Annotated in this window: 23 protein-coding genes, 1 tRNA gene and 1 pseudogene; 9 read left to right on the top strand and 16 right to left on the bottom strand. The window is 53.2% G+C overall.

Annotated elements, in window-relative coordinates; translation table 11 throughout:
- Window positions 1-22 precede the first annotated feature (22 nt).
- Window positions 23-142 (top strand): annotated as a pseudogene (locus E0L21_RS14800) (transposase); the annotation flags it as partial.
- A gap of 161 nt (window positions 143-303) precedes the next feature.
- Here E0L21_RS14800 and E0L21_RS14795 read toward each other — a convergent pair.
- From E0L21_RS14795 to E0L21_RS14785, 3 genes are all read right to left on the bottom strand, one after another.
- A tRNA-Pro gene (locus E0L21_RS14795) sits at window positions 304-380 on the bottom strand.
- A gap of 76 nt (window positions 381-456) precedes the next feature.
- Window positions 457-2,217, bottom strand: coding sequence for an LPS biosynthesis-modulating metalloenzyme YejM (yejM, locus tag E0L21_RS14790; protein ID WP_131410757.1), 1,761 nt, complete (start codon window positions 2,215-2,217; stop codon window positions 457-459).
- Between the two features lie 18 nt (window positions 2,218-2,235).
- The gene (locus tag E0L21_RS14785; protein ID WP_017458551.1) at window positions 2,236-2,463 is read right to left on the bottom strand and encodes a YejL family protein; all 228 of its coding nucleotides are present in this window, start codon (window positions 2,461-2,463) and stop codon (window positions 2,236-2,238) included.
- A gap of 133 nt (window positions 2,464-2,596) precedes the next feature.
- Between E0L21_RS14785 and yejK the strand changes: the two genes are divergently transcribed.
- Window positions 2,597-3,604, top strand: a complete 1,008-nt coding sequence (yejK, locus tag E0L21_RS14780) for a nucleoid-associated protein YejK (protein WP_131410755.1) — start codon at window positions 2,597-2,599, stop codon at window positions 3,602-3,604.
- A 212-nt stretch (window positions 3,605-3,816) separates the two neighbouring features.
- Here yejK and rplY read toward each other — a convergent pair whose 3' ends face one another.
- Both rplY and E0L21_RS14770 read right to left on the bottom strand, forming a co-directional pair.
- Window positions 3,817-4,101: a 50S ribosomal protein L25 gene (rplY, locus tag E0L21_RS14775; protein WP_131410753.1), complete on the bottom strand. Its 285-nt coding sequence runs from the start codon at window positions 4,099-4,101 to the stop codon at window positions 3,817-3,819.
- Between the two features lie 123 nt (window positions 4,102-4,224).
- Entirely contained in the window at window positions 4,225-5,985 is a 1,761-nt protein-coding gene (locus tag E0L21_RS14770; protein WP_131410751.1) for a DEAD/DEAH box helicase, read from the bottom strand.
- 149 nt (window positions 5,986-6,134) lie between these two features.
- Here E0L21_RS14770 and rsuA point away from each other — a divergent pair, with 149 nt between their 5' ends.
- The 3 genes from rsuA (at window position 6,135) to E0L21_RS14755 (ending at window position 8,730) form a co-directional block, all read left to right on the top strand.
- Entirely contained in the window at window positions 6,135-6,842 is a 708-nt protein-coding gene (rsuA, locus tag E0L21_RS14765; protein WP_131410749.1) for a 16S rRNA pseudouridine(516) synthase RsuA, read from the top strand.
- 14 nt (window positions 6,843-6,856) lie between these two features.
- Entirely contained in the window at window positions 6,857-8,050 is a 1,194-nt protein-coding gene (locus E0L21_RS14760) for a Bcr/CflA family multidrug efflux MFS transporter (RefSeq protein ID WP_131410747.1), read from the top strand.
- A gap of 335 nt (window positions 8,051-8,385) precedes the next feature.
- On the top strand, window positions 8,386-8,730 hold the full coding sequence (locus E0L21_RS14755) for a YejG family protein (RefSeq protein WP_131410745.1): 345 nt from the start codon (window positions 8,386-8,388) through the stop codon (window positions 8,728-8,730).
- A 1-nt stretch (window position 8,731) separates the two neighbouring features.
- On the opposite strand, the gene yejF is transcribed toward E0L21_RS14755, so the two are convergent.
- The 9 genes from yejF to E0L21_RS14710 all read right to left on the bottom strand — a co-directional run bounded on the left by yejF (window position 8,732) and on the right by E0L21_RS14710 (window position 20,371).
- On the bottom strand, window positions 8,732-10,321 hold the full coding sequence (gene yejF, locus E0L21_RS14750) for a microcin C ABC transporter ATP-binding protein YejF (RefSeq protein WP_131410743.1): 1,590 nt from the start codon (window positions 10,319-10,321) through the stop codon (window positions 8,732-8,734).
- 1 nt (window position 10,322) lies between these two features.
- Window positions 10,323-11,348, bottom strand: a complete 1,026-nt coding sequence (locus E0L21_RS14745) for a microcin C ABC transporter permease (protein ID WP_131410741.1) — start codon at window positions 11,346-11,348, stop codon at window positions 10,323-10,325.
- A complete protein-coding gene (gene yejB, locus E0L21_RS14740) occupies window positions 11,348-12,448 on the bottom strand; it encodes a microcin C ABC transporter permease YejB (RefSeq protein ID WP_131410739.1) in 1,101 nt (366 codons plus the stop codon). Before yejB ends, E0L21_RS14745 begins: the two co-directional genes overlap by 1 nt.
- 9 nt (window positions 12,449-12,457) lie before the next feature.
- Complete coding sequence (locus tag E0L21_RS14735) at window positions 12,458-14,266, bottom strand: extracellular solute-binding protein (RefSeq protein WP_131410737.1); 1,809 nt, start codon at window positions 14,264-14,266, stop codon at window positions 12,458-12,460.
- A gap of 94 nt (window positions 14,267-14,360) precedes the next feature.
- Window positions 14,361-15,917, bottom strand: coding sequence for a cyclic di-GMP phosphodiesterase (locus E0L21_RS14730; RefSeq protein WP_131410735.1), 1,557 nt, complete (start codon window positions 15,915-15,917; stop codon window positions 14,361-14,363).
- A gap of 158 nt (window positions 15,918-16,075) precedes the next feature.
- Complete coding sequence (gene mepS, locus E0L21_RS14725; RefSeq protein ID WP_131410733.1) at window positions 16,076-16,639, bottom strand: bifunctional murein DD-endopeptidase/murein LD-carboxypeptidase; 564 nt, start codon at window positions 16,637-16,639, stop codon at window positions 16,076-16,078.
- A gap of 423 nt (window positions 16,640-17,062) precedes the next feature.
- Window positions 17,063-17,764, bottom strand: coding sequence for a phosphatase PAP2 family protein (locus E0L21_RS14720; protein ID WP_131410731.1), 702 nt, complete (start codon window positions 17,762-17,764; stop codon window positions 17,063-17,065).
- A 34-nt stretch (window positions 17,765-17,798) separates the two neighbouring features.
- The gene (locus E0L21_RS14715; protein ID WP_131410729.1) at window positions 17,799-18,785 is read right to left on the bottom strand and encodes a CobW family GTP-binding protein; all 987 of its coding nucleotides are present in this window, start codon (window positions 18,783-18,785) and stop codon (window positions 17,799-17,801) included.
- 119 nt (window positions 18,786-18,904) lie between these two features.
- Window positions 18,905-20,371, bottom strand: a complete 1,467-nt coding sequence (locus E0L21_RS14710; RefSeq protein ID WP_131410727.1) for a mannitol dehydrogenase family protein — start codon at window positions 20,369-20,371, stop codon at window positions 18,905-18,907.
- Window positions 20,372-20,577: 206 nt separating this feature from the next.
- Between E0L21_RS14710 and uxuA the strand changes: the two genes are divergently transcribed.
- Complete coding sequence (uxuA, locus tag E0L21_RS14705; protein WP_131410725.1) at window positions 20,578-21,768, top strand: mannonate dehydratase; 1,191 nt, start codon at window positions 20,578-20,580, stop codon at window positions 21,766-21,768.
- A 66-nt stretch (window positions 21,769-21,834) separates the two neighbouring features.
- Here uxuA and yeiP read toward each other — a convergent pair whose 3' ends face one another.
- On the bottom strand, window positions 21,835-22,407 hold the full coding sequence (gene yeiP, locus E0L21_RS14700; protein WP_131410723.1) for an elongation factor P-like protein YeiP: 573 nt from the start codon (window positions 22,405-22,407) through the stop codon (window positions 21,835-21,837).
- Between the two features lie 162 nt (window positions 22,408-22,569).
- On the opposite strand from yeiP, the gene E0L21_RS14695 reads away from it, so the two are divergent.
- Entirely contained in the window at window positions 22,570-22,824 is a 255-nt protein-coding gene (locus E0L21_RS14695; protein WP_131410721.1) for a YkgJ family cysteine cluster protein, read from the top strand.
- On the opposite strand, the gene setB is transcribed toward E0L21_RS14695, so the two are convergent.
- On the bottom strand, window positions 22,821-24,002 hold the full coding sequence (gene setB, locus E0L21_RS14690; protein WP_131410719.1) for a sugar efflux transporter SetB: 1,182 nt from the start codon (window positions 24,000-24,002) through the stop codon (window positions 22,821-22,823). The genes E0L21_RS14695 and setB overlap by 4 nt on opposite strands.
- A 363-nt stretch (window positions 24,003-24,365) precedes the next feature.
- On the opposite strand from setB, the gene fruB reads away from it, so the two are divergent.
- Both fruB and fruK read left to right on the top strand, forming a co-directional pair.
- Complete coding sequence (fruB, locus tag E0L21_RS14685; RefSeq protein WP_131410717.1) at window positions 24,366-25,496, top strand: fused PTS fructose transporter subunit IIA/HPr protein; 1,131 nt, start codon at window positions 24,366-24,368, stop codon at window positions 25,494-25,496.
- Window positions 25,496-26,434, top strand: a complete 939-nt coding sequence (gene fruK, locus E0L21_RS14680) for a 1-phosphofructokinase (protein ID WP_131410715.1) — start codon at window positions 25,496-25,498, stop codon at window positions 26,432-26,434. Before fruB ends, fruK begins: the two co-directional genes overlap by 1 nt.

The following is a 26,434-nucleotide window of genomic DNA, read 5'->3' as shown; positions in this document are numbered from 1 at the left end:
TCTGCCAACGAAGGGGCTCGCTATGCGTAAAGTCCATTTTACTGAGCATCTGATCAACGCTGTGATCAAGTCGGTTGAAGCCGGACGAACAGTGAAAGATGTCTGCCGTGAGGCCGGTATCTTTGAAACTACGTACTACAACTCATTGCTATATCGTGGGTGTATAACAAAACGGATAACAAAAATACCTGGCTGTAAATGTATCAGACTGAACTGCTATGAATGAAAAAAACCGCAAACACAGTGTGAATGCGGTTTTTATCGAGGTCTATGGTCTGAAATGAACCACACCATACTGTAATTTGGTCGGCACGAGAGGATTTGAACCTCCGACCCCTGACACCCCATGACAGTGCGCTACCAGGCTGCGCTACGTGCCGATATGTGGCGCTAATAGTACCCTTTTCATGGCTGATTGCAAGCTAAGGGCAGGCTGAGTGATTCATAATTAATCAATCAGTTAGCGATAAAACGTTTTTCATCCGTCAGAACCTGCAGCAGCAAACTGAGTTGCGGTTTCTGATCGCGAATTTTCTCACCCTGCGCATTCCAGGTCTGGTAATTTCCATTCTGATTCAGCACCAGTGTTAGTTCCGGCGTGGTAATCGCCAGCACTTCGCTGTCCGCAGCGGTTACCCAGTTATGACGGCGCATGGCGTTAAACAGATCCTGACCTTGCGAGTACTCGCTTGCAGGTGTGCTGACATGCAGCAGGCGTTGCATCAGGGTGGTCATAATATCTTTATGATCCGTCAACTTGCTAATACGTTGCGCTGGTGTCCCCGGCCAGTGTACGACCAGCGGCACGTGTAACCGACTGCGTGACCAGTCAAAATGGTTATCTTCTTTGCTTTCCGGAATGCCGTGTCCGGCGGTGATAATCACCACCGTGTCATCAAGCTTCCCGGAGGCGCGCAAAGCATCCAGCACGCGAGCGATTTGCTCGTCGACATTGGCCGCCGCTTTGCCATATTTACGGGCAAAGCCTGGCTGCGACATATCAACGGACGCTGTGCCGTTTAGCGAAATCCACGAGAACCAGCGGTTATCTTCCTGTGCATAATGCCCCAGCCAACTAATCCACTGGTCAGCGGTTTGTTCATCGCTCTGTATTTTTGCCGTGGGCAGCGAAAAATCAGATAACAGCGCCTGGCGATAAAGTGGGCTACTAAAACCGTCGGAAGAGAACAGCCCCAATTGATAGCCCTGCTGGTTAAAGGCGGTAATAAGCGCCGCCGGGATACGCGCCGACAGCACGCCATCCATATAACTTGGGGATATGCCATAAAACAGGCCGAAATAGCCGCCATCAGCGCTATTACCAGAACTCATATGCTGCGTAAACGTGACGTTTTGCTGGGCGAAGCTCGCCAACTGCGGCATCTGTTTCTCATAACGTGAATAGTTGAGACCGTCGACGGTAATCAGCAATACATTCTGACCGGAACCCATATCCTGGTAACGCAAATCACTTAGCGGGTACTGAACCGACACCGCTTCCGGGTTGCCTTGCTCCACCAGGCGGCGCTGATAATCTTGCGCATCCAGTAGTCCGTGTTTTTCCAGGAAACGACGCGCGGTCATTGGGTAGGAGAGCGGCAGATTCGCTCGCTGCATGGTAATGGGGCGATAGAAATTAGCGTCGGCCCAAATGTACATCACGTGGGTGGCAATAAAGGCGACGAAGAAAAAAGCGGCCAACGGTTTGGCAAAGTGGCGACGCCGGGTGAGACTGCGCAGTTTCTGCCAGCTCCAGGTCGCAAACAACATCTCAATCAGCAGGATCACCGGCACGCTGATAAACATTAACTGCCAGTCACGCGCGGTTTCGTTTTGATCCGGGTTAATGACCAGTTCCCAGACGATCGGATTGAGATGCAGGTGAAAACGGGTAAAGACTTCACTGTCGATGAGCAACAGTGTCATGCCGGCGGTTGCCAGCAGCGCCGACAGCACGCGCATCAGCCGCTGGGACATCACAATAAATGTCAGTGGAAACAGCACCAGCAGATAGGTGGCGAAAACCAAAAAACTAAAATGTCCGACCACGCTCAGGTAGGAATAAACCCGCCCGGAGAGAGTGGTCGGCCAGTCGGCAACAAACAGATAACGGCTACCGAGCACGATGGACAACAAAATGTTGAACAACGCGAACCAGTGCCCCCAGCTTACCATCTGGGAGACTTTTTCACGGTAGCGCTGACGATTAGTCACCATAAACTGTCGATATTTCCCTTAATGCGCCTGGTCGTCGCCGATGGACGATTGTAACGCCTGCGCGAACGACTTCGCGATAGCCTGACGCTGTGCGGGGGCGACGCTGGTATTAATCAGGTTCGTCACCATATTGCCCAACACCATCAGGGATAGGTCGGTCGGTGCTTTGTGTTTTTCCAGTACGTTAGCCAGCTCACTCAGTAGCTTTTCAACGTGTTCATCACTGTAGCGGGAGATTTGTGGCATAAATCGAAATCAGTCTGTTCATGAAAGGGCAACATATTACCGTAGCAACAGCTTTTTTTCTGCTTTTTTATCAGCAGTTGCACAGTCGCGTTGGTGGTGGTTGAATACCGCCGGTCTAAAAGGAGAGTTTATCATGAGTCTGGACATCAACCAGATTGCCCTGCACCAGCTTATCAAACGTGATGAGCAAACCCTCGAACTGGTGCTGCGCGATTCTTTGCTGGAACCCACTGCGCCTGTCGAAGAGATGGTCGCTGAGTTGCATCGGGTTTACAGCGCGAAAAATAAAGCCTACGGCCTGTTTAACGATGAGAGCGAGCTGGCACAAGCACTGCGTCTTCAGCGCCAGGGTGAAGAAGAGTTTCTGGCCTTCAGCCGTGCGGCAACCGGGCGCTTACGTGATGAACTGGCAAAATATCCGTTCGCTGATGGCGGTATTGTGCTTTTTTGCCACTACCGTTACCTGGCGGTGGAATATCTGCTGGTCGCAGTGCTGAACAACTTAAGCAGCATGCGTGTTAATGAAAATCTGGATATCAGCTCCACACATTATCTGGATATTAACCATGCGGATATCGTCGCGCGTATCGATCTAACGGAGTGGGAAACCAATCTGGAGTCGACCCGCTACCTGACATTCCTGAAAGGTCGGGTAGGGCGAAAAGTCGCCGACTTCTTTATGGATTTCCTCGGTGCTAGCGAAGGGCTGAATGCCAAGGCGCAAAACCGCGGGTTGTTGCAAGCGGTGGACGATTTTACCGCCCAGGCGGAGTTGGATAAATCAGAACGCCAGACGGTGCGCCAACAGGTCTACACCTACTGTAACGAGCAGTTGCAGGCGGGAGAAGAGATTGAACTGGCCTCGCTCTCCAAAGAGCTGGCAGGCGTGAGCGAAGTGAGTTTCGAGGAGTTTACAGCAGACCAGGGCTACGAGCTGGAAGAGAGCTTTCCGGCAGATCGCAGCACGCTACGCCAACTGACTAAATACGCCGGTAGCGGCGGTGGACTGACCATCAATTTCGATGCTTTACTCCTCGGTGAGCGCATTTTCTGGGATCCGGCGACCGACACGCTGACCATTAAAGGTACGCCACCGAATCTGCGTGACCAGCTACAACGTCGCTTATCCGGCGGGAAGTAATCCTCTGAACCTGCCTGTAAAGGCAGGTTTTCTGCTTTACGACCCACGAGCCGTTAACGTATGGCTCTACGTCCGGGTATCGATTTCACTGCTGCGCACGGACATTACTCAATCAGCTTAAACACGAGCAGGCGGATTGACCCGCCACTTATCGATAGCGATCGGGCATAAAAAAACCCCGCCGGAGCGGGGTTTCTTCAACTTGTTGGCGATTAAGCGCGAACGAAGTCGATGTGGTTCAGTTTGGCTTTGTACGGGTGACGTTGTACAGCCTGAACTTTTACTTTTACTTCTTTGCCATCAACAGCAATGGTCAGAACTTCGCTGTAGAACTCAGCTTTAGACTGCATGTTCCACACTTTGTCGTGATCCAGTTCGATAGCGATTGGTGCTTCAGTTCCACCGTAAACGATAGCCGGGAACTTGTTAGCAATACGCAGGCGGCGGCTCGCACCCTTACCCTGCTCTTTACGTACTTCTGCGTTAATAGTAAACATTTGAATCTCTCTTAAATAATCCTGTTACAGGCGACCCAGCAACAGGCAGATGATCGGCTTTGCGGATGCAAAAGCGGGCGGTATTCTATCCCCGAATGTTTAATACATCAATCAAAAGCGCGTTTATCCGCGTAATTCATGTGCCCGCCGGAAACGGCCTTCGTAATCGAACACTTTTTCGCGCACTTGCCAGAACTGGCCTTTCATACGAGCGACGACAAAATCAGGATGGCGTAACAGCACCTGCTGCGCCACGATATCCGCTGCGACAATCCAGCGCAGCGGCACGCCAGGCGTGCGAGTATGTGGGCGAATAAAGAGTTGCTCAAAGGCGGTGCGTTGGGCGGCGGTTTGCAGACGGAAGCGCTCACTGACATCCGCGCCATCTTCATCGTAATAGGTGATTTTCAGCCATTCGCCTTTTTCGTCCGCACCCTGTTGTAATGTCATGCCACTACAGCGCAGCACCAGCGCATCCTTCAGTTTCAGCGCCGCTTTTAGCATATCGTCCGGGTCGACGAGCACTGCATCGCAGGTGCGACAGCGCCGGGCGGCGATATCATTTTCTGCGTTGCACTGCGGGCAATTTTTAAAGCGAAAACGAAAATCGCACTGCTCGCGGTGGCCTTCATCATCTTCCAGCCAGCCCTGGCAGCGGCGACCGAAATGTTCAATTAGCGTACCGTCGGCGGTGGTTTTTCCCCAAAAGGTATTGGCAAAACCGCACGCCGGGCAGAACACCTGCACCGGCACATTATCGCTTTTGCCTTTTGGCGCGCCGATTTCCGGGGCATAGAGATCGTGCGGGTTACCAGCGTAGTCAAGGATTAGGCAGTCGGTTTTTCCAGGTGCGAGGCGCAGGCCGCGACCAACAATTTGCTGATACAGGCTGACGGACTCTGTCGGACGCAGAATGGCTATCAAATCCACATGCGGTGCATCAAAGCCCGTTGTTAGCACCGCCACGTTTACCAGAAAGCGAAATTGCTGGTTTTTGAAGGCTTCGATTAAGGCATCACGCTGCGGGCCGGGGGTTTCACCGGTGATCAGCGCAGCGTCATCGGCCGGTAACAGGCCCGTAATCTCGCGCGCATGTTCGACGGTGGCGGCAAAAATCATCACTCCTTTGCGTGTCTGCGCAAATTCCACAATCTGGCTAACAATGTGTGGCGTAATGCGCTGCTGCTTTTTTAGCTCGCGATTTAGGCTGGCTTCGCTAAACAGGCCGTTACTTTGCGCCTGCAAACGGCTGAAATCGTACTGCACTACTGGCATATCCAGCCGTTCCGGCGGTGTGAGGTAGCCGTGTTTAATCATGTAGCGCAGCGGCAATTCATAAATACAGTCGCGAAACAGGGCTTTTTCATCACCGCGCACCATGCCGTGATAATGAAAACGGTAAATCCAGCCTTTCCCGAGGCGAAAAGGCGTCGCCGTTAGACCAAGCAAACGCAGGTGAGGGTTCACTTCGCGTAAGTGGCTGAGGATCTGTTGGTACTGGCTGTCATCGTCGTCGCTGATGCGGTGGCACTCATCGATCACCAGCAGGGAAAACTCGCCCTGAAACTGCGCCAGGTTACGTGCAACGGACTGGACGCTGCCAAACACGACTTTGCCGTGGCTCTGTTTACGTTTAAGCCCGGCAGCAAAAATATCGGCCTCCAGCCCCAACGCGACATATTTTGCGTGGTTTTGCGCCACCAGCTCTTTAACATGCGCCAGCACCAATACGCGCCCACGCGCCAACCGCGCCAGTTCGGCGATAACCAGGCTCTTTCCTGCACCGGTGGGCAGCACAATGACTGCAGGTTCGGCATGTTGACGGAAGTGGGCGAGGGTGGCGTCCACCGCTTCGCGTTGATAGGGGCGTAAGGTAAAAGTCATTATCTCGCAGGGGTTACATATTCACACTGCACAGTATGCCACGAATCTTTCCTTTGAGCGGTCTGTGATGCTCGTTATACTGTTCAGGTACTCATTTCTGTTTTTGGGCGCATTGCCCGCACCCAGCACCATACAGGCAAAAAAATTTCATGCGACTTGATAAGTTTATCGCTCAGCAACTCGGCGTCAGCCGCGCTATTGCCGGGCGTGAAATCCGCGGCCAGCGCGTTACGGTCAATGGTGAGATCGTCAGAGATACCGCTTTTAAACTGCAACCCGAACACGAGGTTGAATACGACGGTAACACCCTCGTTCAGCAAAATGGCCCGCGTTACTTTATGCTGCACAAGCCGGAAGGCTACGTCTGCTCGACGGACGATCCGGATCACCCGACGGTACTCTATTTCCTCGATGAACCAGTGGCGCATAAGCTGCATGCGGCAGGGCGGCTGGATATTGATACCACCGGTCTGGTATTGATGACCGATGATGGTCAATGGTCGCATCGCATCACTTCGCCGCGACATCACTGTGAAAAAACCTATCTGGTGACGCTGGAATCGCCGGTGGCAGATGACACCGCTGAGCAGTTTGCCCGTGGCGTACAGTTGCATAATGAAAAAGATCTCACCATGCCTGCGGTGCTGGAAATCATCACGCCAACACAGGTGCGTCTGACCATCAGCGAAGGGCGTTATCACCAGGTTAAACGGATGTTCGCTGCGGTCGGCAACCATGTCGTGGGTTTGCACCGCGAGCGCATTGGTGCGATTACGCTGGATTCGGAGCTCGAACCTGGTGAATACCGACCGTTGACCGAAGATGAAATTGCCAGCGTTGGCATGCCCCCCCGCTAATTCAGGAGATTTACGTGACCCGCAGGCCGCACTCATCACTGAGCATTGTGTTTATTCTTGGTCTGTTGGCCATGTTGATGCCGTTATCCATCGATATGTATCTGCCCGCGCTGCCGGTGATTGCCGAACAGTTTGGCGTTCCGGCGGGCAGCGCACAGATGACGCTGAGTACCTATATTCTGGGCTTTGCGGTAGGGCAGTTGTTCTACGGCCCGATGGCCGACAGCATCGGACGTAAACCCGTGATCCTCGGCGGCACGCTGATTTTTGCCGCCGCTGCCGTTGCCTGTGCGCTGGCGCAGAGTATTGAGCAGTTGATTATCATGCGTTTTTTCCATGGTCTTGCGGCGGCTGCGGCAAGCGTGGTGATTAACGCGCTGATGCGCGATATCTACCCGCGTGAGGAGTTCTCCCGCATGATGTCGTTTGTCATGCTGGTGACGACTATTGCGCCGCTGCTGGCACCAATGATTGGTGGCGCAGTGCTGGTCTGGTTCAACTGGCATGTGATTTTCTGGATCCTGGCGATTGCCGCATTGCTGGTTTCGGCAATGATTGTCTTTTTTATCCGCGAAACGCTTCCGGTTGAAAAACGTCATAAATTCCATTTTCGCACCACGCTTGGCAACTTCGCGTCGCTGTTTCGCCATAAACGTGTGCTGAGTTATATGCTGGCGAGTGGTTTCAGCTTTGCAGGTATGTTCTCTTTTCTCAGCGCCGGGCCGTTTGTCTATATCGAAATTAACCATATCTCACCGCAGGACTTTGGTTACTACTTTGCACTGAACATTGTGTTCCTGTTTGTGACGACGATTATCAATGGCCGTATTGTCCGCCGCGTGGGCGCATTGAATATGTTCCGCAGCGGGCTATGGGTGCAATTTGCCATGGCGTTGTGGATGGTGGTAACGGCGCTGCTGGATGTCGGCTTCTGGTCGTTGGTGCTGGGCGTTGCGGCGTTTGTCGGCTGTGTAGCGCTGGTGGCTTCAAACGCAATGGCGGTGATCCTGGATGAGTTTCCGCATATGGCGGGTACGGCCTCATCACTGGCGGGGACGTTCCGTTTTGGTATTGGCGCAATTGTTGGTGCGCTGTTGTCGATGGCGACGTTTAACACCGCCTGGCCGATGATTTGGTCGATTACCTTCTGCGCTACCTGCTCGATTCTCTTCTATCTCTACGCCAGCCGGGCGAAAAAACCGGCTTAACCTGCCTGAACAGGGAGCAAAAACGCTCCCTTTTTTGATTCATGTCAACCAGAAACAACTTACCGCCACCCTTATTTGTTTATATTATGTAAAATCCTTTCGTGTAAAAAGTCACATCATTGTAGTGAAAAAGGTTGAGTTAGATCGCAGAAACGGGTACATATACCCCGAAACCAGGCCTGTCGCTTACCCATAATATCCTGATAAATGAGTGACTACCCCACACGCCGCGCGGGATGCGTTCATTTCTACGTGGTTGACAGGATGAATTGTCAATAATGTGTTAATATAAGTGTGAAATATTTGTGAAGTGAAAGTGCTTCTGGGGAAATAAAGTGAATACATTACAGCTCTCCATTATCCACCGTCTGCCCCAGTGCTATCGCTGGCTGGATGGTTTTGCAGGCGCCAAAGTTGAACCGATTCCGCAAAATGGCTTGGCGGCGAACGACACGCTGGTGGCTTTAAAACTGCTGAGTCCGGATGGTGACAACGCCTGGCCTGTCATGCACAAGCTCAGCCAGGCGCTAAGTGATATCGAAGTGAATTGCTCCGTGCTCGAATGCGAAGGGGAACCGTGCCTGTTCGTCAACTGCGAAGATGAGTTTGCCGCGACCTGCCGCCTGAAAAATTTTGGCGTTGCCATCGCGGAGCCTTTCTCCAGACAAAATCCTTTCTGATTTAGCTTAACGCCAAAAGCTGGCGTGTATACGCCTGCGCAGGCGCATCAAACACACGTCGGCACTCTCCTTGTTCCACCACTTCGCCCTCTTTCAGCACAATCACTTGATGGCACAACGTGCGCACAACCTGCAGATCGTGGCTAATGAAGATGTACGCCAGCCGGTAGGTTTCCTGTAATGATTTCAACAGCGCGAGAATTTGCGCCTGCACAGTGCGATCCAGCGACGAAGTTGGCTCATCGAGAATGATCAGCTCAGGTTTGAGGATCAGCGCACGGGCGATAGCAATACGCTGGCGCTGGCCGCCGGAAAACTCACCGGGGAAGCGGTGTCGCGTTTCGGTATCCAGCCCGACTTCTCGCATCACGTCGATCACACGCTGTTCGCGTGCGTCACGCGATAGCTCAGGGTGATGGACTCTCAGCCCCTCTTCAATAATTTGCTGAACGTTCAGCCTTGGGTTCAGCGCAGAGTTAGGATCCTGAAAGACCACCTGAATTCGATGGCGCACTGGCAGCATCTGCTTCCGGTTCCATTGATGCAGCGGTTTATTATCGAACAGGATCGTCCCGCGCGAGGCGACCAGTCGCAGCAATGCCAGCCCGGTGGTGCTTTTCCCTGAACCGGACTCCCCTACCAGGCCGAGTGTTTCACCGGGGCGCAGCGTAAAGCTGATATCCTTCACCACCGTATTGTTATCCACCACACGCCTAAAGATCCCTTTTCGAACAGGGAAGCTAACGGCGAGATTTTCGACCCGTAACAAGGGCTGTGCATCGGGATGAAGAGTGACGGGGTTGCCGCTAGGTTCGCTGTTCAGTAGCTTTTGCGTATAAGGATGCGCCGGTGCGAGAAACAGCGTCTGCGCACTGTTTTGCTCGACACAGCGGCCGTTTTGCATCACCGCTACATTGTCTGCCAGCTTACGTACAATGCTCAAATCGTGGGTGATAAACAGCAGCCCCATATTTAGCTCATCGCGCAGTTCGCGCAATAACGTCAGGATTTGCGCCTGCACAGAGACATCAAGCGCGGTCGTTGGCTCATCGGCAATCAGCAATTCAGGACGCGTGAGCAGCGCCATCGCGATCATCACGCGCTGGCGCTCACCGCCGGATAGCTGATGCGGGAAATCGCTCAACCGCGCGCGCGCGTTGCGGATCCCCACGCGATCCAGGCAGTCAAGGATTTCCGCCCGCCCGGCTTCTCGCCGCATACCGCGATGCAAAGAGAGCACTTCATAGAGCTGTTTTTCCAGCGTATGTAGTGGGTTCAGGGAGACCATCGGCTCCTGGAAAATCATGGCGATTTTATTACCGCGTATCCCGCGCAAGGTTCTTTCGCTGGCATGCAACAACGAGTCGCCATGAAACAGGATATCACCGGCAGGGTAAACCACCGGCGGTGAGGGGAGCAGGCGCAGGATCGATAATGCGCTAACGCTTTTGCCGGAGCCGGATTCGCCTACCAGTGCCAGTGTTTCGCCCGCCTCAATCCGTAAGGAGAGGTCATTGACGACGGGATGCAGCGTTTCACGCTGGCGAAAGGCGATTGTCAGAGCATCGATAGAGAGCAGGGGAGTAGCCATCTTACACCGCCTTATTTGGGTCAAACGCGTCGCGCACGGCTTCGCCAATGAAAATAAGTAGCGAAAGCAGCAAAGCGGTAGAGACAAAAGCGGCGATACCCAGCCACGGTGCCTGTAAATTGTTTTTCCCCTGCAGCAGCAATTCGCCCAGCGACGGTGAGCCGAGCGGCAGACCAAAGCCGAGGAAATCGAGCGAGGTGAGTGTGCCGATCGAACCGCAAAGGATAAACGGCAGGAACGTCAGGGTCGCGACCATCGCATTGGGCAGCATATGACGCAATATAATGCCACGATCGCCCACGCCCATCGCCTGCGCGGCGCGGATATAGTCGAAATTACGCGTACGCAGAAATTCGGCGCGCACGACGCTCACCAGCGTCATCCAACCGAACACCACCGTGATGCCGAGAAGCCACCAGAAACCAGGTTGGATCACACTCGAAAGCAAGATGATTAAAAACAGCGTGGGCAAGCCTGACCAGACTTCAATAAAACGCTGGCCGAGCAGATCAATTTTGCCGCCGTAATAGCCCTGTACCGCGCCAGCCAGGACACCGATAACGCTGGAAAAGAGGGTCAGCATTAAACCGAACAGAAGTGAGATGCGCGTGCCGTAAAGAAGGCGCGCCAGCACGTCTCCACCGTTCGCATCGGTACCCAGCCAGTTTTGCGCCGAAGGCGGTGACGGGAAGGGCTGCGTGGTGGCGTAATTGATGCTGCGCGCGCCAAAACGTATCGGCGCCCATAGCACCCACCCGTGCTCTTCAAGCTGCTTTTGTAGCCAGGGATCATGGTAATCAGCAGGCGTCGCGAAGGGACCGCCAAAGTCGTTTTCGCTGTAATCTCTCACCACGGGCGCGAACCAATGCCCCTGATAGCGCACCAGCAGAGGTTTATCGTTGGCCACCAGCTCGGCGCACAGACTCAGAACAAAAATCACCAAAAAAATCCACAGCGACCAATATCCGCGGCGGTTATGGCGAAAACGCGCCCAGCGCGCCTGATTGATGTAGCTTAATTGAAGCATCAGCGCCCCTCGAAATCGATTCGCGGATCCACCAGCGTATAGGTGATATCACTGAGGATATTCAGCAGCAGGCCGATCAAAGAGAAAATATAGAGTGTGCCAAACATCACCGGATAGTCTCGCGAGACGGTGGCTTCATAACCCAACAGCCCGAGCCCGTTAAGGGAAAAAATCACCTCAATCAGCAACGAACTGGTGAAAAACATGCTGATAAATGTCGCCGGGAAACCGGCAATCACCAGCAGCATGGCGTTACGAAACACATGTTTGCGCATGATATTGCGCTCGCTGACACCTTTGGCGCGCGCGGTCACCACATACTGCTTACGGATCTCATCAAGGAAGGAGTTTTTGGTCAGCATGGTCAGCGCGGCGAAACCACCAATCACTGTCGCCAGCACCGGCAGAGCGATGTGCCATAAGTAGTCGGTGATTTGCTTATACCACGGTAGGGTGTCGAAGTTGGTCGACACCAGGCCGCGTAGCGGGAAGAAGTCGTAATAGCTGCCGCCCGCAAAGAAAATAATCAACAAGATGGCAAACAAAAAAGGGGGAATAGCGTAGCCGACAATAATCAGCGCACTGCTCCAGCTATCAAAGCGGCTACCGTTATAGACCGCTTTGCGAATGCCCAGGGGAATGGACACCAGATAGATAATCAGCGTACCCCACAAACCAATAGTCACCGAAACCGGCAGGCTGTCCTTAATCAAATGTAACACCGACGCGCTGCGAAACAGGCTGTCACCAAAGTCGAAACGCGCGTAATCCCACAGCATTTTGAAATAGCGCTGGTACATCGGCTTATCAAAACCGTAGCGCTTTTTGATCTCTTCAATGACTTGCGGATCAAGACCGCGACCACCACGATAATGGCTGTTATTGCTCAACGCATCGCCGACGCCAGTGCGCGCATGCGTAGCGCCCATTCCACCGCCGCCGCTACCGGGGAGATTGCTCTGATCGCCATACTCAATAGCAGCGATAGCCTGATCGACCGGGCCGCCGGGTGCGATTTGCACGATAAAAAAGTTGATGGTGATAATTGCCCAAATCGTAGGAATGATCAGCAATAACCGGCGAATGAGATATGCGCCCATCTCTTCTCCTTAACGTCTGGCAGCGGGCAATTTCGCCGCCTTGTTTACGTCATACCACCAGGTGTCGAACCCGAGCGAGTAGACGGGGCGAATGCCGGGCATGGAAAATTTATCCCAATAGGCGACGCGATCGGCAGCCATGTACCACATTGGCAGCATGTAATAGTTCCACGTCAGGACACGATCCAGCGCCCGCCCGAGCGGAAGTAGCTTCTCTTTGTTTCCTTGCCAGCGATTGATCTGCTCTATCAGGTTATCGACCGCCGGGTTTTTGACACCGGGAGCATTATACGAAGAGTCAATGTATTGCGAGCTCCAGGATATTTGCAAATCACCGCTTGGCCACGGTTGGGCGCGCCACAGGCGAGGCATCATATCGTAGTCGCGGCTGCGCATACGGTTGGTGGCTTGCGAGTTATCGACCTGACGCACCTCCATCGCGATACCAAGCCGCGCAAGATTGTGCTGAAACGGCAGCACCCACTGCGTATTGCCGCCGGAGGGCAGCAGCAGTTCAAAGGTAAAAGGCTGGCCGGTTTTGGCATTAACGCGCTGCTGATTTTTCAGTATCCAGCCGGATTCGGTGAGCAATTTATCGGCTTTCAGCAAATTTTCGCGGTCGTAGCCGTCCGCGTTTGATTTCGCAGGCGAATAAATGGAGGTAAACACTTCCGGCGGCACTTGCGCTTTTAACGGTGCCAGTAGCGTCAGTTCATCGGCATCAGGATAGTTGCGCGCCGCATATTCGGTGTTTTGAAAATAACTGTTGGCGCGGCTGTATGCGCCGTAGAACAGCGCTTTGTTCATCCATTCAAAATCAAAGGCCAGCGACACCGCTTCGCGCACGCGGCGATCGCTAAACACCGGGCGAGTGGTGTTAAACGCCAGCCAGCGTGTGTCCTGCGCGGAGGTGTTTGGCTGCTCATCTTTAATGATGTACCCCTGGCTGAAATTGCTGCCGATATAGCGCGTCGCCCAGTTTTTCGCATCGCCTTCGCTGCGCAGGTCGTAAGCGCCCGCTTTGAACGCCTCGAACGCCACGTTGTCATCGAGGTAGTAGTCATAACGAATATTATCGAAATTCCAGCGCCCCCGATTCACCGGCAAATTTGCCGCCCAGTAATCGCGAACGCGGGTGTAGGCAATATATTGCCCCATGCGCCAGGTGCTGATGCGATACGGCCCACTGCCCAGCGGCGGGTGGGCGAGCGGTTCGCTCAGCTTATGATCTTTCCAGAACTTCTCCGGCATAACGGGCAACGTTAACAGGCTGAGCATGTCCTCTTTACCCGGTTTCGCCAGCACAATGCGCACGGTGAGCGGCGAAATGGCTTTGACAGTCGTGCCTTTGTAGATCAGGCGGAATTGCGGCACGCCTTCGGTCATAAATTTCTGAAAGGTAAAAGCGACGTCGCTGGCGCGGATCGGTGTACCGTCATGAAATACCGCCCGTGGATTGATGCTGATCTCCATCCAGGAATAATCATCAGCGTAGCGCGCCATTTCAGCGACCAGCGGGTAATAGCTCCCCGGTTCATCGTCCGAGGTGGTAAACAAGGCGTCGTAGAGCGATTCGGTGCGCACCGCCGCATTACCGCGTAATGCGAAACGGTTGAAGTTGTCGAAAGTACCAATCACTGACAGTGTGACGTTGCCGCCTTTGGGCGCGGCAGGATTCACGTAATCGAAATGGGAAAAATTAATCGCGTATTTGGGCTCGCCAATAACGGCAAATGAGTAGCTTTCTTTTATGGTTTGCGCCTGACATGCCAGGCCAACAAAAACCAGCAATAAAGCTGAAATGCGCACAAACTTCATCCGGTGTGTTCCTTTGACCTGCAACGCGACAGGCTCGCTAACCACTTATCGTTGAATAATAAGGGAGGCCTGGTCTGATGTGAAATTATTCACGCTAGAGCAACGTGGTAAACTCCGGCGGATGCCACGCCACAAATTGCTCCAGCGTCAGCGGTCGGCTGAAGAAATAGCCTTGCATATAGTGAATGCCGTGTTCACGTAGCCACCTGGCTTGTTCTGGCGTTTCGACACCTTCGGCAACCGTGAGCATATTTAACCGCTTCGCCAGCGTCAGGACGGCGTCGAGCACCGGCGATGTCACAGTTTCTGTGCCGATAGCGTTAACGAAACCGCGGTCGATTTTCAGATAATCAAGCGTAAAGCGTTCCAGATAGATCAACGCACTGTGCCCGGTGCCAAAATCGTCAATAGCGATTTCATAACCTTCGTTGCGCAGCGAATCAAACAGTTTGGTCACTTCCGTATAACGCAGCATATCCCGCTCGGTGATTTCCAGCACAATGCTGAAATGGTGCGGGGGCAGGGAGTGGGCGAAGTCGCGGACATCTTCAAGGAAATTGGCGGCATGCAAATGGCCAGGCGCGATATTAACACCCATTTTTGCACCTGGCGGAAGCAGCGTTTGTAACACGGGCGCGTCACGCGCAATTAGGTCAAAGAGATGCAATGTTAGCGGCACAATAAGCTGCTGCGCTTCGGCAAAGTGAATAAAAGCGTCAGGCGCTATTTCTCCTGCGGTGGGATGCTTCCAGCGCATCAGCACTTCGACACCTGTCACTTTCAGATCTTTTGCGCTGATTACCGGCTGATAAACGACATAAAACTGGTCGCGCTTAATGGCTGTGAGGATCTCTCTGCCGGGGCGCATTTGCGTATTAAGGACGAAAGCACTCAGTAACGCTGCCAGCATGCCAAAGGTTGCTCCGAGCAGTGCGGCAAATTGTATATCTTCCGGACGCCACTTTTCTGCGTAGAGATAAAGCGTGATTGGCGAACCTTCAATTTGGGTGGTCAGAAAAGGGGACTGAGGCATATTGCTCAGGTTAATAAGCCCGCTGGAAAATGTGGAGACAGCCCGATCGCCAATACCAAGGGCGATACCGGTCAAATCCGGCTGCTGCGAAGTGTAAAGCGTGTAGGGAGCCAGATTGATGTTCAGCGTAGCGAATATGCCACGATGATCCAGCAATGGGCTGCGAAGCCAGAGTGCAATGGCGGGTTTATCCGGCATCATCGGCGTACCGGGTAAGAACACCATATCGCTGGCTTTATCGAGATCGATTTCTGGTACCAGATCTTTCATCGCAAGGCTCATCTCGCCGGTGGCCGAGGAGCAAAAGGCGTAGCGATCTTTCACCAGTAAAAAAGCACGCACGTTCATGCTGAATGCGGCGCGGGAAGTCAGTTCGCTGGCGACGGCGTGGCAATCATTCAGAGTGAGTGGTTGGAGCGATTCGGCAGTGGCGCGGATATCATAGAGGTAGTCCGAAAGCCAGGACTGCATATTGGTGAGCAGTGTATCGTATCTGGCTTCCCGCCGCTGTTGTTCGAACCAAAACTGACAGCCACTCGCGATTAATGCTGAGAACAGACCGATAAGCAGGCTGGTCAGCAAAATTTTTCGATTAACGGAAAAATGGCGGGTGAACATGGCGTTGGGCCCATTGTAGGTGCTCGGGGCGGCGTGGTGGTAGAGCCGGACTATAACCTGAAAAGATTCGTATAGCATAATGCAGACATAAAAAAACACTGCCGGAGCAGTGTTTTTTTATACTTAACGCCAGCCAAGGGAAAACCGGCATTAAGCAATTAGCTGCGTGTCAGGATGCGTCGCGCTTCGTTGTAGCGCTTCTTCCAGTAAGGCTCATCCATGCTCGAAATCATGACACCGCTGCTGGTGGAAGCATGAACAAACTGGTTATTACCAATATAAATCCCAACGTGTCGGCCGGTAGAACCCGCGCGGAACAGAACTAAGTCGCCCGTACGCAAACTGGTGCGCGAAATAGACTTTCCTGTTTCCTGCTGTTCCCAGGTGGAACGCGGCAGCTCTAAACCAAACTGTTCACGGAAAGTGCGCTGCACAAAGCCGGAACAATCGATGCCTTTTTTGGTGTCGCCGCCCAAACGGTAGCGAACGCCTTTCCAGTCAGCATATTGATCCATAATGCGGCCTTTAACGTCCAGATTACGAACCATATTTTCAAATTCATCCTGAGAGGCTTGCAGTGAAGAGTTGTCTTCGCCCACAGCAAGCGTCTCAGAATGCATGTTCTTTGCGGTATTTGTAGAACAAGCTGAAAGCAGAACCGCTACTGCAATCGCGGGTATCGCCCGCACGATATATCTCAAAATCGGCTGAGATTTGACCATGTTGCTTATTTTCCCTTGAAGTCCTTAACGATAAATATCGTTATAAAAAATGCCAACGCAGCGAGATTAATTATCTGAATGCATCGAGACAAATGCTCTGACGTAATTTTGTGGAAGAACGCACAAATTTACGCGCAATGAGAATAAGAGCACTCTTTGCGACAAGACGAACCGAGGTTACCTGAACATCTTCGGCATGGCGAGCGGTTTTCTTTAATTTTTTATAAGAAATTATGATAGAGAAAGTGAATTCTCAGTATTGGGTGAAAAATAACCAATTTGGCTTAAATAGCATGCAAATTGCTCTTTTATAGGCAGATTGCCGTGACGAGAAAATGACAAAATTAGGGAAAAGCCGGGATTACGCATCAGGAATCGAAAACGATTCCTGATGAATGCGTGTTATTGATAATCGGAAATTGTTTAAATTTTGTTATTTCTGGGCAGGAAATGATCAAAGGCAGAAATAATTTTGTCGCTAAGCGGTGTTAACAAACACCACGGCAGACCGATCAAGACCGCCGACAGAGATCCGATGGCAATATCGGTAAACCAGTGAGCGCCGATCATTACGCGTGGAAAGGCGAAAACCGCAAAAATAATAAGGGAAATGCCCAGCGCTTTTCGGCCAAAATATCGCCACATTACACCCGCGAAAATAAGCAGCATCATGCCGTGATCGCCAGGGAAACTGTCTTTCGAGGCGTCTTTGGTGGGGAAGTCGAGCAAATCGCTAACCCGGTAAATGTCGGTAAAGAACAGCGACGGGCTGGCGCGTTTGACGGGCATCAGATTCTGCGCCAGTTGATTAATCACCACGGCGATCAGCAGCATCGTCAGGCCAATCATCAGAATACGGCGTCGCCCGGCCGCATCGTCTTTTAACCAAAAAGAGGTCATTAAACAGCCCATCGCCACCAGCGAGCAGGCGTCAAAGGCGCGATTATTGGTTAGCGCCACCAGCCACAAATAAGCGCGGCTTTCCATCAGACCCCGGTTGAAAAAGTGGAATATTGCAGAGTCCAGCGGAAACCAAAAACCGTGGTTAGCGGGCAAATACCAGGAAATAAATAGCGCCACTCCTGCGGCATTCAACAGTAAAATTAGCGGTAAACGAGTTTTCATAACGAATCTATTTTCAATTAACACGGCGGCAACGTTAGTGTTCCTGACTTAAACGAAGCTTCAACAAAGCGGACTGAAGCGTGTTCCAGTCTGCCTCTGAGGCGGTAATCAGCTCGATGCGGCTATCCGGCGGCGCAACATTTTGCGTTTCGATATGCAGATCCTGCCCCTGGCGGTTAACGCGCAGCAATCCTTCCGGAATACGCATTACCCCTTTAACACGCTCAACCGGCGCAAGGCGCGCCCACTCCAGTAAACCGATGGTGTCGAACACTGTCTCTTCATCAAAAATCCAGCCGCAGGCGTGATGGCCCTGGCCGCTGTTAAGGCTGCGACGCCAGCGTTGATGCGCTGGCAAGCTTAATGCCGCGAGGCCTTTTTTCTCACTATGTGCATGGTTATGCGCGGCACTTGAAGGTAGCTCACGCAGGTTACGGCGAGGAAGATCAAGCAGTGCGCCGTCAATAGCACCCTGGGTCGCGCTAACCTGTAAGCGATCACCACCATACTCCGCCCACCACCTATCCAGCGCTTGCTGGCTCTGCGGTGTAGCGCGATCTTGCTTATTGGCAACGACAATATCTGCCGCCGCTAATTGGTCGCGGAAGTTTTCATTGGTGAGTGCTTTTTCATCCAGTAACTGGCGGGGATCCAGCAAGCAGAGCGTTGCGCGCAAGTCTATCCACGGTTCATACACTGGGGCGGTGAGCATATCGAGGATCTGTTTTGGATGGCCCAGCCCGGTCGGCTCAATCAGCAACCGGTCAGGTTTCCCCTGGCGCAGAAGCGTATTGAGACCCACCTGCATCGGCAGGCCATTAACGCAACACATACATCCGCCCGGAATCTCTTTAAGCAGCGCACCGCTGTCAGCCAGCAGCGCGCCATCAATGCCGACTTCACCAAATTCATTCACCAGCACGGCCCATTTTTCCTGCGGGTCTTTATTGGCCAGCAAATGCAAAATCGACGTGGTTTTGCCGCTTCCGAGAAAGCCGGTGATGAGGTTGGTTTTGGTCACAAGCGCTCCAGGCGTCAACGAAATTAAATGTGACTGACGATCCTGGCGAAAAAAGTGCGAAAAGAGAAGGGCGCGGACGGCGTAAAAGCACTAACCGTCCGCCTAAATAGCAGAAATTGTTAATTACCGAGTGCGCGTTTCACCGCTGCATGCGCACCTTCAGTGGTGAGCGCTTGCCATGCGCGATGGATAGCATCAACAAACGTCGGGTTTTGCGGCAGATCACTACCGAAAATCTCTTTTAGTGTCAGCAGTGCCGTTACGCGTTCATCGACGTTACTGGTTTCGACAATCGCGTGAATTTTATCCGCCAGCGGATCGCGAATATCAATACTCTGACCGGCGTCATCCACACCGCTGACATAGCGCATCCAGCCCGCAATACCCAGCGCTAACAGCGGCCACTGCGTTTCTCGTTGCAAATGCACCCGAACACCATCCAGCATACGCTGCGGCAGCTTTTGGCTGCCGTCCATGGCGATTTGCCAGGTGCGGTGTTTCAGCGCCGGGTTAGAAAAACGGTCGATCAGGCTATCGGCATAGGCAGTGAGATCAACGCCAGTAATGCGCAGCGTCGGGGCTTGTTCCTGGAGCATCAGGCGGCGCACCGCGGTGCGGAACACATCATCCTGCATGCAATCATTAATATGCGCGAAACCTGCCAGGTAGCCGAGATACGCCAGAAAAGAGTGGCTGCCATTAAGCATGCGTAACTTCATTTGCTCCCACGGCTGTACATCCTGTACCAGTTGTACGCCTGCCACTTCCCATTCAGGACGTCCGGCGACGAAATTATCTTCAATCACCCACTGAATAAACGGCTCACAACTGATGGCGCACGGATCAAATACGCCCAGCGCTTCGCTTATTTCTGCCAGTGATTCGTCCGTTGCTGCCGGAACAATACGGTCAACCATGGTGGCCGGAAAGCTCACATGTTCCGCTATCCATTGCGCCAGTTCCGGCGAGCGGGTTTGTGCCATGCCAAGTACGGCGTTTTTAACAATATGACCATTATCTGGAATATTATCGCAGGAGAGCACGGTAAAAGGCGGCAGCCCGCGTTCACGGCGACGAGAGAGCGCTTCAACCAGAATCCCTGGTGCTGAGTGCGGTTCGCCTGGGTGCTGGAGATCGTGTTCGATGCGCGGCTGCTGCAGATCCAGTTTGCCGCTGGCAGGGTCAATGCAATAACCTTTTTCGGTGATGGTCAAAGAGACAATCGCCACTTGCGGTTCGCAGAATTTTTCAATAATGGCGGGTAGCGAATCGAGTTTCGCGTTCAGACATTCGTTCACCGCGCCAATAATAATCGGCTGGTTTCCGTCCGCCCCTTTTTCCAGCACGGTGTATAAATGATTCTGCTCGCGCAACTGGGACATGAGCACATCGCCGCTGAACAGGCTTATTTCACAGATCCCCCAGTCACCGCCTTGCGCGTTCAGCACCCGGTTGGTTAACAGCGCCTGATGCGCACGATGAAATGCGCCAAAACCAAAGTGCACAATTCGCGAGCGCAGTTGTGTGCGGTCATACTGAGGTTGCTGTACGCTGGCGGGAAGCGTTACGGAGGCGATTGTCTTCATCTATATACACCTGATTAACCAATAATTAACAATGTGCAGTGTAAAGTTATATGACAGCAAAAAGAATTGGTATGCCGTAATTATCCGGGGAATGTGAGCTGGATCAATCATTGCTGTGGGAAGATTTGACCGCTGTAATTAAGCATGTATGGTAGTCGTCATATGTCTGCGTGTATTGGTATAACAACTTTGTAGAGGATAAGGCAATGGAACAAACCTGGCGTTGGTATGGCCCGAACGATCCGGTGTCGCTTGATGATGTGCGTCAGGCAGGCGCGACGGGCGTCGTGACCGCACTGCACCATATCCCGAACGGCCAGGTCTGGCCGGTTGACGAGATCAAAGCGCGTCAGGCGCTGTTGGCGGAAAAAGGGCTAGTCTGGTCGGTGGTCGAAAGTATTCCGGTGCATGAAGATATTAAAACTCATACCGGGCAGTACGACACCTGGATTGCCAACTATCAGCAGAGCATCCGCAATCTGGCAGCCTGCGGTATTGATACCGTGTGCTACAACTTTATGCCGATCCTCGACTGGACGCGTACCGATCTTGAATATGAACTGCCGGACGGCTCCAAAGCGCTGCGTTTTGACCAGATTGCTTTTGCCGCGTTCGAGCTGCATATCCTGAAGCGCAAAGGCGCAGAAGCTGACTACAGCGAAGAAGAGCAGCGCCAGGCGCAAGCTTATTTCAACGCCATGACTGAAGCGGAAGTCGAAAAGCTGACGCGTAATATTATCGCTGGCTTGCCGGGTGCTGAAGAGGGGTATACCCTGGCGCAGTTCCACGCGCGCCTTGCTGAATACGACGGCATCGACAAAGCGCAACTGCGTGAAAATATGGCTTATTTCCTGCGCGCTATCGTTCCAGTTGCGCAGGAAGTGGGCGTGCGTATGGCGGTTCACCCGGACGATCCGCCGCGCCCGATCCTCGGTTTGCCGCGTATCGTTTCTACTCTTGAAGATATGCAGTGGCTGAAAGAAGCGGTAAACAGCATCAACAACGGTTTCACCATGTGCACAGGTTCATACGGCGTGCGTGCGGATAACGACTTAGTGCGGATGATCGAGACGTTTGGCGATCGCATTCACTTTACGCACCTGCGTTCAACCTGCCGCGAAGATAACCCGAAAACGTTCCATGAAGCCGCGCATTTGCAGGGTGACGTGGATATGGTGTCGGTGGTTGCCGCCATTCTGACTGAAGAGCAACGCCGCAAGAAAGCCGGTGATTTGCGCCCGATCCCGTTCCGCCCGGATCATGGTCACCAGATGCTGGATGATTTGCGTAAGAAAACCAACCCAGGTTATTCGGCGATTGGTCGCCTGAAAGGGATGGCAGAAGTTCGCGGCGTTGAGCTGGCGCTGAAGAAAACCCTGTTCCGCGATCTGTTGTAATCCGATTTATTGTCAGAAAATAAAAAGCCACTTCAATGAAGTGGCTTTTTTAATGTATCACGCTTATCAATCGGTGCGGCCCATATAACGGCGCTCTTCAATATGAATACGGATTCTCTCGCCGGTGGTCAGGTATTCCGGGACCTGTACCACCAGGCCAGTCGTCAGGGTTGCCGGTTTGGTGCGCGAGCTGGCGGAAGCGCCTTTGATACCTGGTGCGGTTTCCACAATTTCCAGATCCACCGTCTGCGGCAGTTCGAGAGCCAGCAACTGGCCGTCCCACAGCAGAACCTGCATATCCGGCATACCGCCTTCTGGAATAAACAGCAGCTCTTCTTCAATCTGCTCTTTATTGAAGGTGTACGGCGTGTAATCTTCTTTATCCATAAACACGTATTCGTTGCCGTCAACATAAGAGAAGTCGACAAAGCGACGGTTCAGGGTCACGGTATCAAGGATATCGTCGCCTTTAAAACGCTCTTCCACTTTCAGCCCGGTACGGACATCGGAAAAACGCATTTTGTAGAGCGTTGCCGCGCCACGGGCGCTCGGTGACTGAATATCAATATCTTTCACAATCAGCAATTTGCCGTTGTAATTCAGCACCATACCTTTTTTAATTTCGTTCGCTCTTGGCATTGCAAGGGTCCTGTAAATTGAAAATGACGAAAATATCGCGACAAACTACTCGCGAGGGACTTTTCAGGCAAGTGGAATCGGAGAGTTTTGCGTTCAGAGGGCAAAAGATGGTAGCTTGCGCCTGCACGCGCAGCCCCGCGCGCCTGATAACAGAGAACGTTTATGGAATGCCGCCCGGACTGCGGAGCTTGCTGTACCGCCCCGTCCATCAGTAGCCCGATACCCGGCATGCCTGACGGGAAACCGGCCAATACGCCCTGCGTTCAGCTCGACGCGCAAAAGCGCTGCAAGATATTCGGCTCGCCGCTGCGCCCAAACGTGTGCGCCGGGCTGCAACCGAGCCGTGAAATGTGCGGCGCAAACCGTGAGCAGGCGATGGTGTATCTGCTCGATCTTGAGCAACAAACCGCACCTTAAATATCCTTGATCCGGCTCAGGCAAACCTGCGTAGCCAGCGTCATCGCCAGCGCAATCCAGAACACGGCGTGATAACTCCAGATCTCTGCCACTACACCAGCCAGCGAACCGGCGATGATCCAGCCGACGCGCGTGGTATTAGTATAAAGGGTGGTGGCTGAACCCGCCTGGCCCGGCATTAAATCCTGAAAATAGAGCATGCCAATCCCGGCGAGAATCCCGATATAAATAGCGTTCAGCAGCTGTAAAGCAAGCAGTACCACGGGCGTGTGCACCGTCAGCATTCCTGCATAAAAAAAGATGCCCGCTACGGCGCTAACGCGCATCAGAAAGCGTTTGCCGAAGCGCTTTGCGTAATACCCGGCAATCAGCATGGTGGGGATTTCCAGCCCGGCAGCGGTGCCCATCATTACGCCCGCCAGTTTCTCTGGCAGATGCAGCTCATCAATAATGAACAGCGGCATATTAATAATATAAAGGCTGTTGGTGCCCCACATCAGCGTACAAATCACGAACAATAGCAGCGCATCGCGGCGGTGAGTGCGTGGCGCTTCCATCACCGCAGATTTCAGCTTTGGCTCTTTACGCATGGTTGGCAGGAACAGCCACACCATTGCACCGCAGACAATAAAGGCTGCCGCCGCGCATAAATACATGGCGGAGAAACCAAAGCCCATCGCCAGCGCGTAGGCCAGAGGCGGGCCAATCACCCACGCCAGTGATACTTGCGCGCGCAGGATCGAGCTGAACATCACGGCTTCACGCCCGGTGCGATCCGCATACTCACGCGCGAGTGCAAACATTTGCGGGTTCGCTGTCGAGCCGAAGCTGCTGAGGAACACCCCGATGAACAGTAAAACAAAGTAGTTACGGTTCCAGGCGAACAGTGCACAGGCCAGCACGCCGAGCAGGCAACAGAAAACAATCAGCGTTTTGCGATCGCCTTTGCGATCGGAGCGTCCGGCAAGAAACTGGCTCACCAGAATGCCAATCACAGCGCTGCCGGTGAAAAAGAAACCCACCATCGCCGGGCGAACGTGCACTTCATTGGTTAAAAACAGGCTCAGGGTCGGCGTTTGCAGCGCACCGGCAATCCCCGTTAAAAAAGCGACAATCAGGAATGCCGTTGAGGTGAAATCAAAAGCGCCGGGACGTGCAGCGGCGGGAGAATTTTGCATGTTAAATGAGATCCAATAGCGAGACGCGGAGTGTACGCCGCTGCATGAAAAAAACACAGCATGCTAAGCAAAATTCATCACAAAAAATCCAACCCTCTTTCCAGCCTTTTTATTAAAGCTGATGAAAGCTGAAAGTGGATTGCTGAACAGAAAGATTGCTTCAGCAAATTTGCCTTATGCGTGGTCGAAATGTGCTGAACCTCAAAATTCTGCAACGCCAATTGAGAGAATTCTTGCTTACGGAAGAAAAAAAGTGAATGCTCCTTGAAACGTTTCAGCGTCATCACGTCATGTCTGAACAACGGCGGTGACGCATTATTTCTCAACTTAGCTGAAACGATTCAATCAGCGAGCGAGGGTCACATGTTCCAGTTATCCGTTCAGGACATCCATCCAGGCCAGCAGGCCAGCAATAAAGAAGATGCCATTCGCCAGATTGCGGCGGCGCTGGTAGCAGCAGGTAACGTCGCCGACGGTTACGTCGATGGCATGCTGGCGCGCGAAGGGCAAACTTCAACGTATCTCGGCAATGGTATTGCCATTCCTCACGGCACCACCGACACGCGCGATCAGGTGCTGAAAACCGGTGTGAAAGTCTTCCAGTTCCCACAGGGCATCCTCTGGAGCGAAGGGCAGGTGGCGTATGTCGCCATCGGTATCGCCGCCAGCTCCGATGAACATCTTGGCTTGCTGCGTCAGCTGACGCATGTGCTGAGCGATGATTCCGTGGCTGCACAGTTGCAGTCCGCCACCTCTGCTGAAGAGCTGCGCGCATTGCTGATGGGCGAAAAACAGAGCGCATCACTCAAGCTGGATAACGAAACCTTAACGCTCGATGTCGCTGCCAGCGATCTGACGACGCTGCAAGCGCTGAACGCCGCGCGTCTGAAAGAGGCGGGTGCGGTTGATGCTGCATATGTTACTCGCGCCATTAACGAGAAACCGCTGAACCTCGGTCAGGGCATTTGGCTGAACGACAGTGCTGAAGGCAACTTGCTGAGTGCGGTTGCGGTGAGCCGTGCAGCAACCCCGTTTGAGGTAGAAGGTGAGCGCGCGGCGCTGCTGGTCAGTGTTGCCATGGCCGATGAACAGCCAGTCGCGGTGCTCAAGCGCCTTAGCGATTTGCTGCTTAACAATAAAACCAGCCTGCTGCTGAATGCCGACGCCGCCACGCTTCTGGCGTTGCTGAGCAGTGACGATGCGGTTGCTGAAGACCTGCTGAGCGAGGAATTTGTCGTGCGTAACGAACATGGTCTGCACGCACGTCCGGGCACCATGCTGGTCAATACTATCAAGCAATTTAACAGTGAAATTACCGTTACCAACCTTGACGGTACCGGCAAACCAGCTAATGGACGTAGTCTGATGAAAGTTGTTGCACTTGGCGTGAAAAAAGGACACCGCCTGCGTTTCACCGCGCAGGGTGATGATGCTGAACAGGCGCTGAAAGCGATTGGCGAAGCCATCGCTGCCGGTCTCGGGGAGGGCGCATAATGAGCAGACGTGTCGCTACGATTACCCTTAATCCAGCCTATGATCTGGTGGGGTTCACCCCGGAAGTTGAACGCGGCGAAGTGAACCTCGTGCGCACTACCGGCCTGCATGCTGCGGGTAAAGGGATCAACGTCGCAAAAGTACTGAAAGACCTTGGCATTGATGTCACCGTGGGCGGCTTCCTCGGTAAAGACAACCAGGATGGTTTCCAGCAATTGTTCAGCGAGCTGGGCATCGCCAACCGTTTTCAGGTGGTGCAGGGGCGTACCCGTATCAACGTGAAGCTGACGGAAAAAGATGGCGAAGTGACGGATTTTAACTTCTCCGGCTTTGAAGTTACCCCGGCTGACTGGGAACGCTTTGTTAACGATTCGCTGACCTGGCTTGGCCAGTTCGACATGGTTTGCGTGAGCGGTAGCCTGCCGTCTGGCGTCAGCCCGGAAGCCTTTACGGACTGGATGACGCGCCTGCGTAGCCAGTGCCCGTGCATTATCTTCGACAGCAGCCGCGATGCGCTGGTAGCCGGCCTGAAAGCCGCGCCGTGGCTGGTGAAACCGAACCGCCGTGAGCTGGAAATCTGGGCGGGCCGTAAATTACCAGAATTGAAGGACGTTATTGAAGCTGCTCATGCGCTTCGCGAACAGGGGATCGCCCATGTGGTGATTTCCCTGGGCGCAGAAGGCGCGCTGTGGGTTAACGCTTCGGGCGAATGGATCGCCAAACCGCCGTCAATGGAAGTGGTAAGCACCGTTGGCGCAGGGGATTCAATGGTTGGCGGGCTGATCTACGGTCTGCTGATGCGTGAATCCAGTGAACATACTTTACGCCTGGCCACCGCTGTTGCTGCACTGGCGGTAAGTCAGAGTAACGTAGGTATTACCGATCGTACCCAGTTAGCCGCGATGATGGCGCGAGTTGACTTAAAACCCTTCAACTAA

Source organism: Kosakonia quasisacchari (assembly GCF_004331415.1).
In the GTDB taxonomy this organism is placed as follows: Bacteria; Pseudomonadota; Gammaproteobacteria; order Enterobacterales; family Enterobacteriaceae; genus Kosakonia; species Kosakonia quasisacchari.
This window is presented reverse-complemented; position numbering and strand designations above follow the sequence as displayed.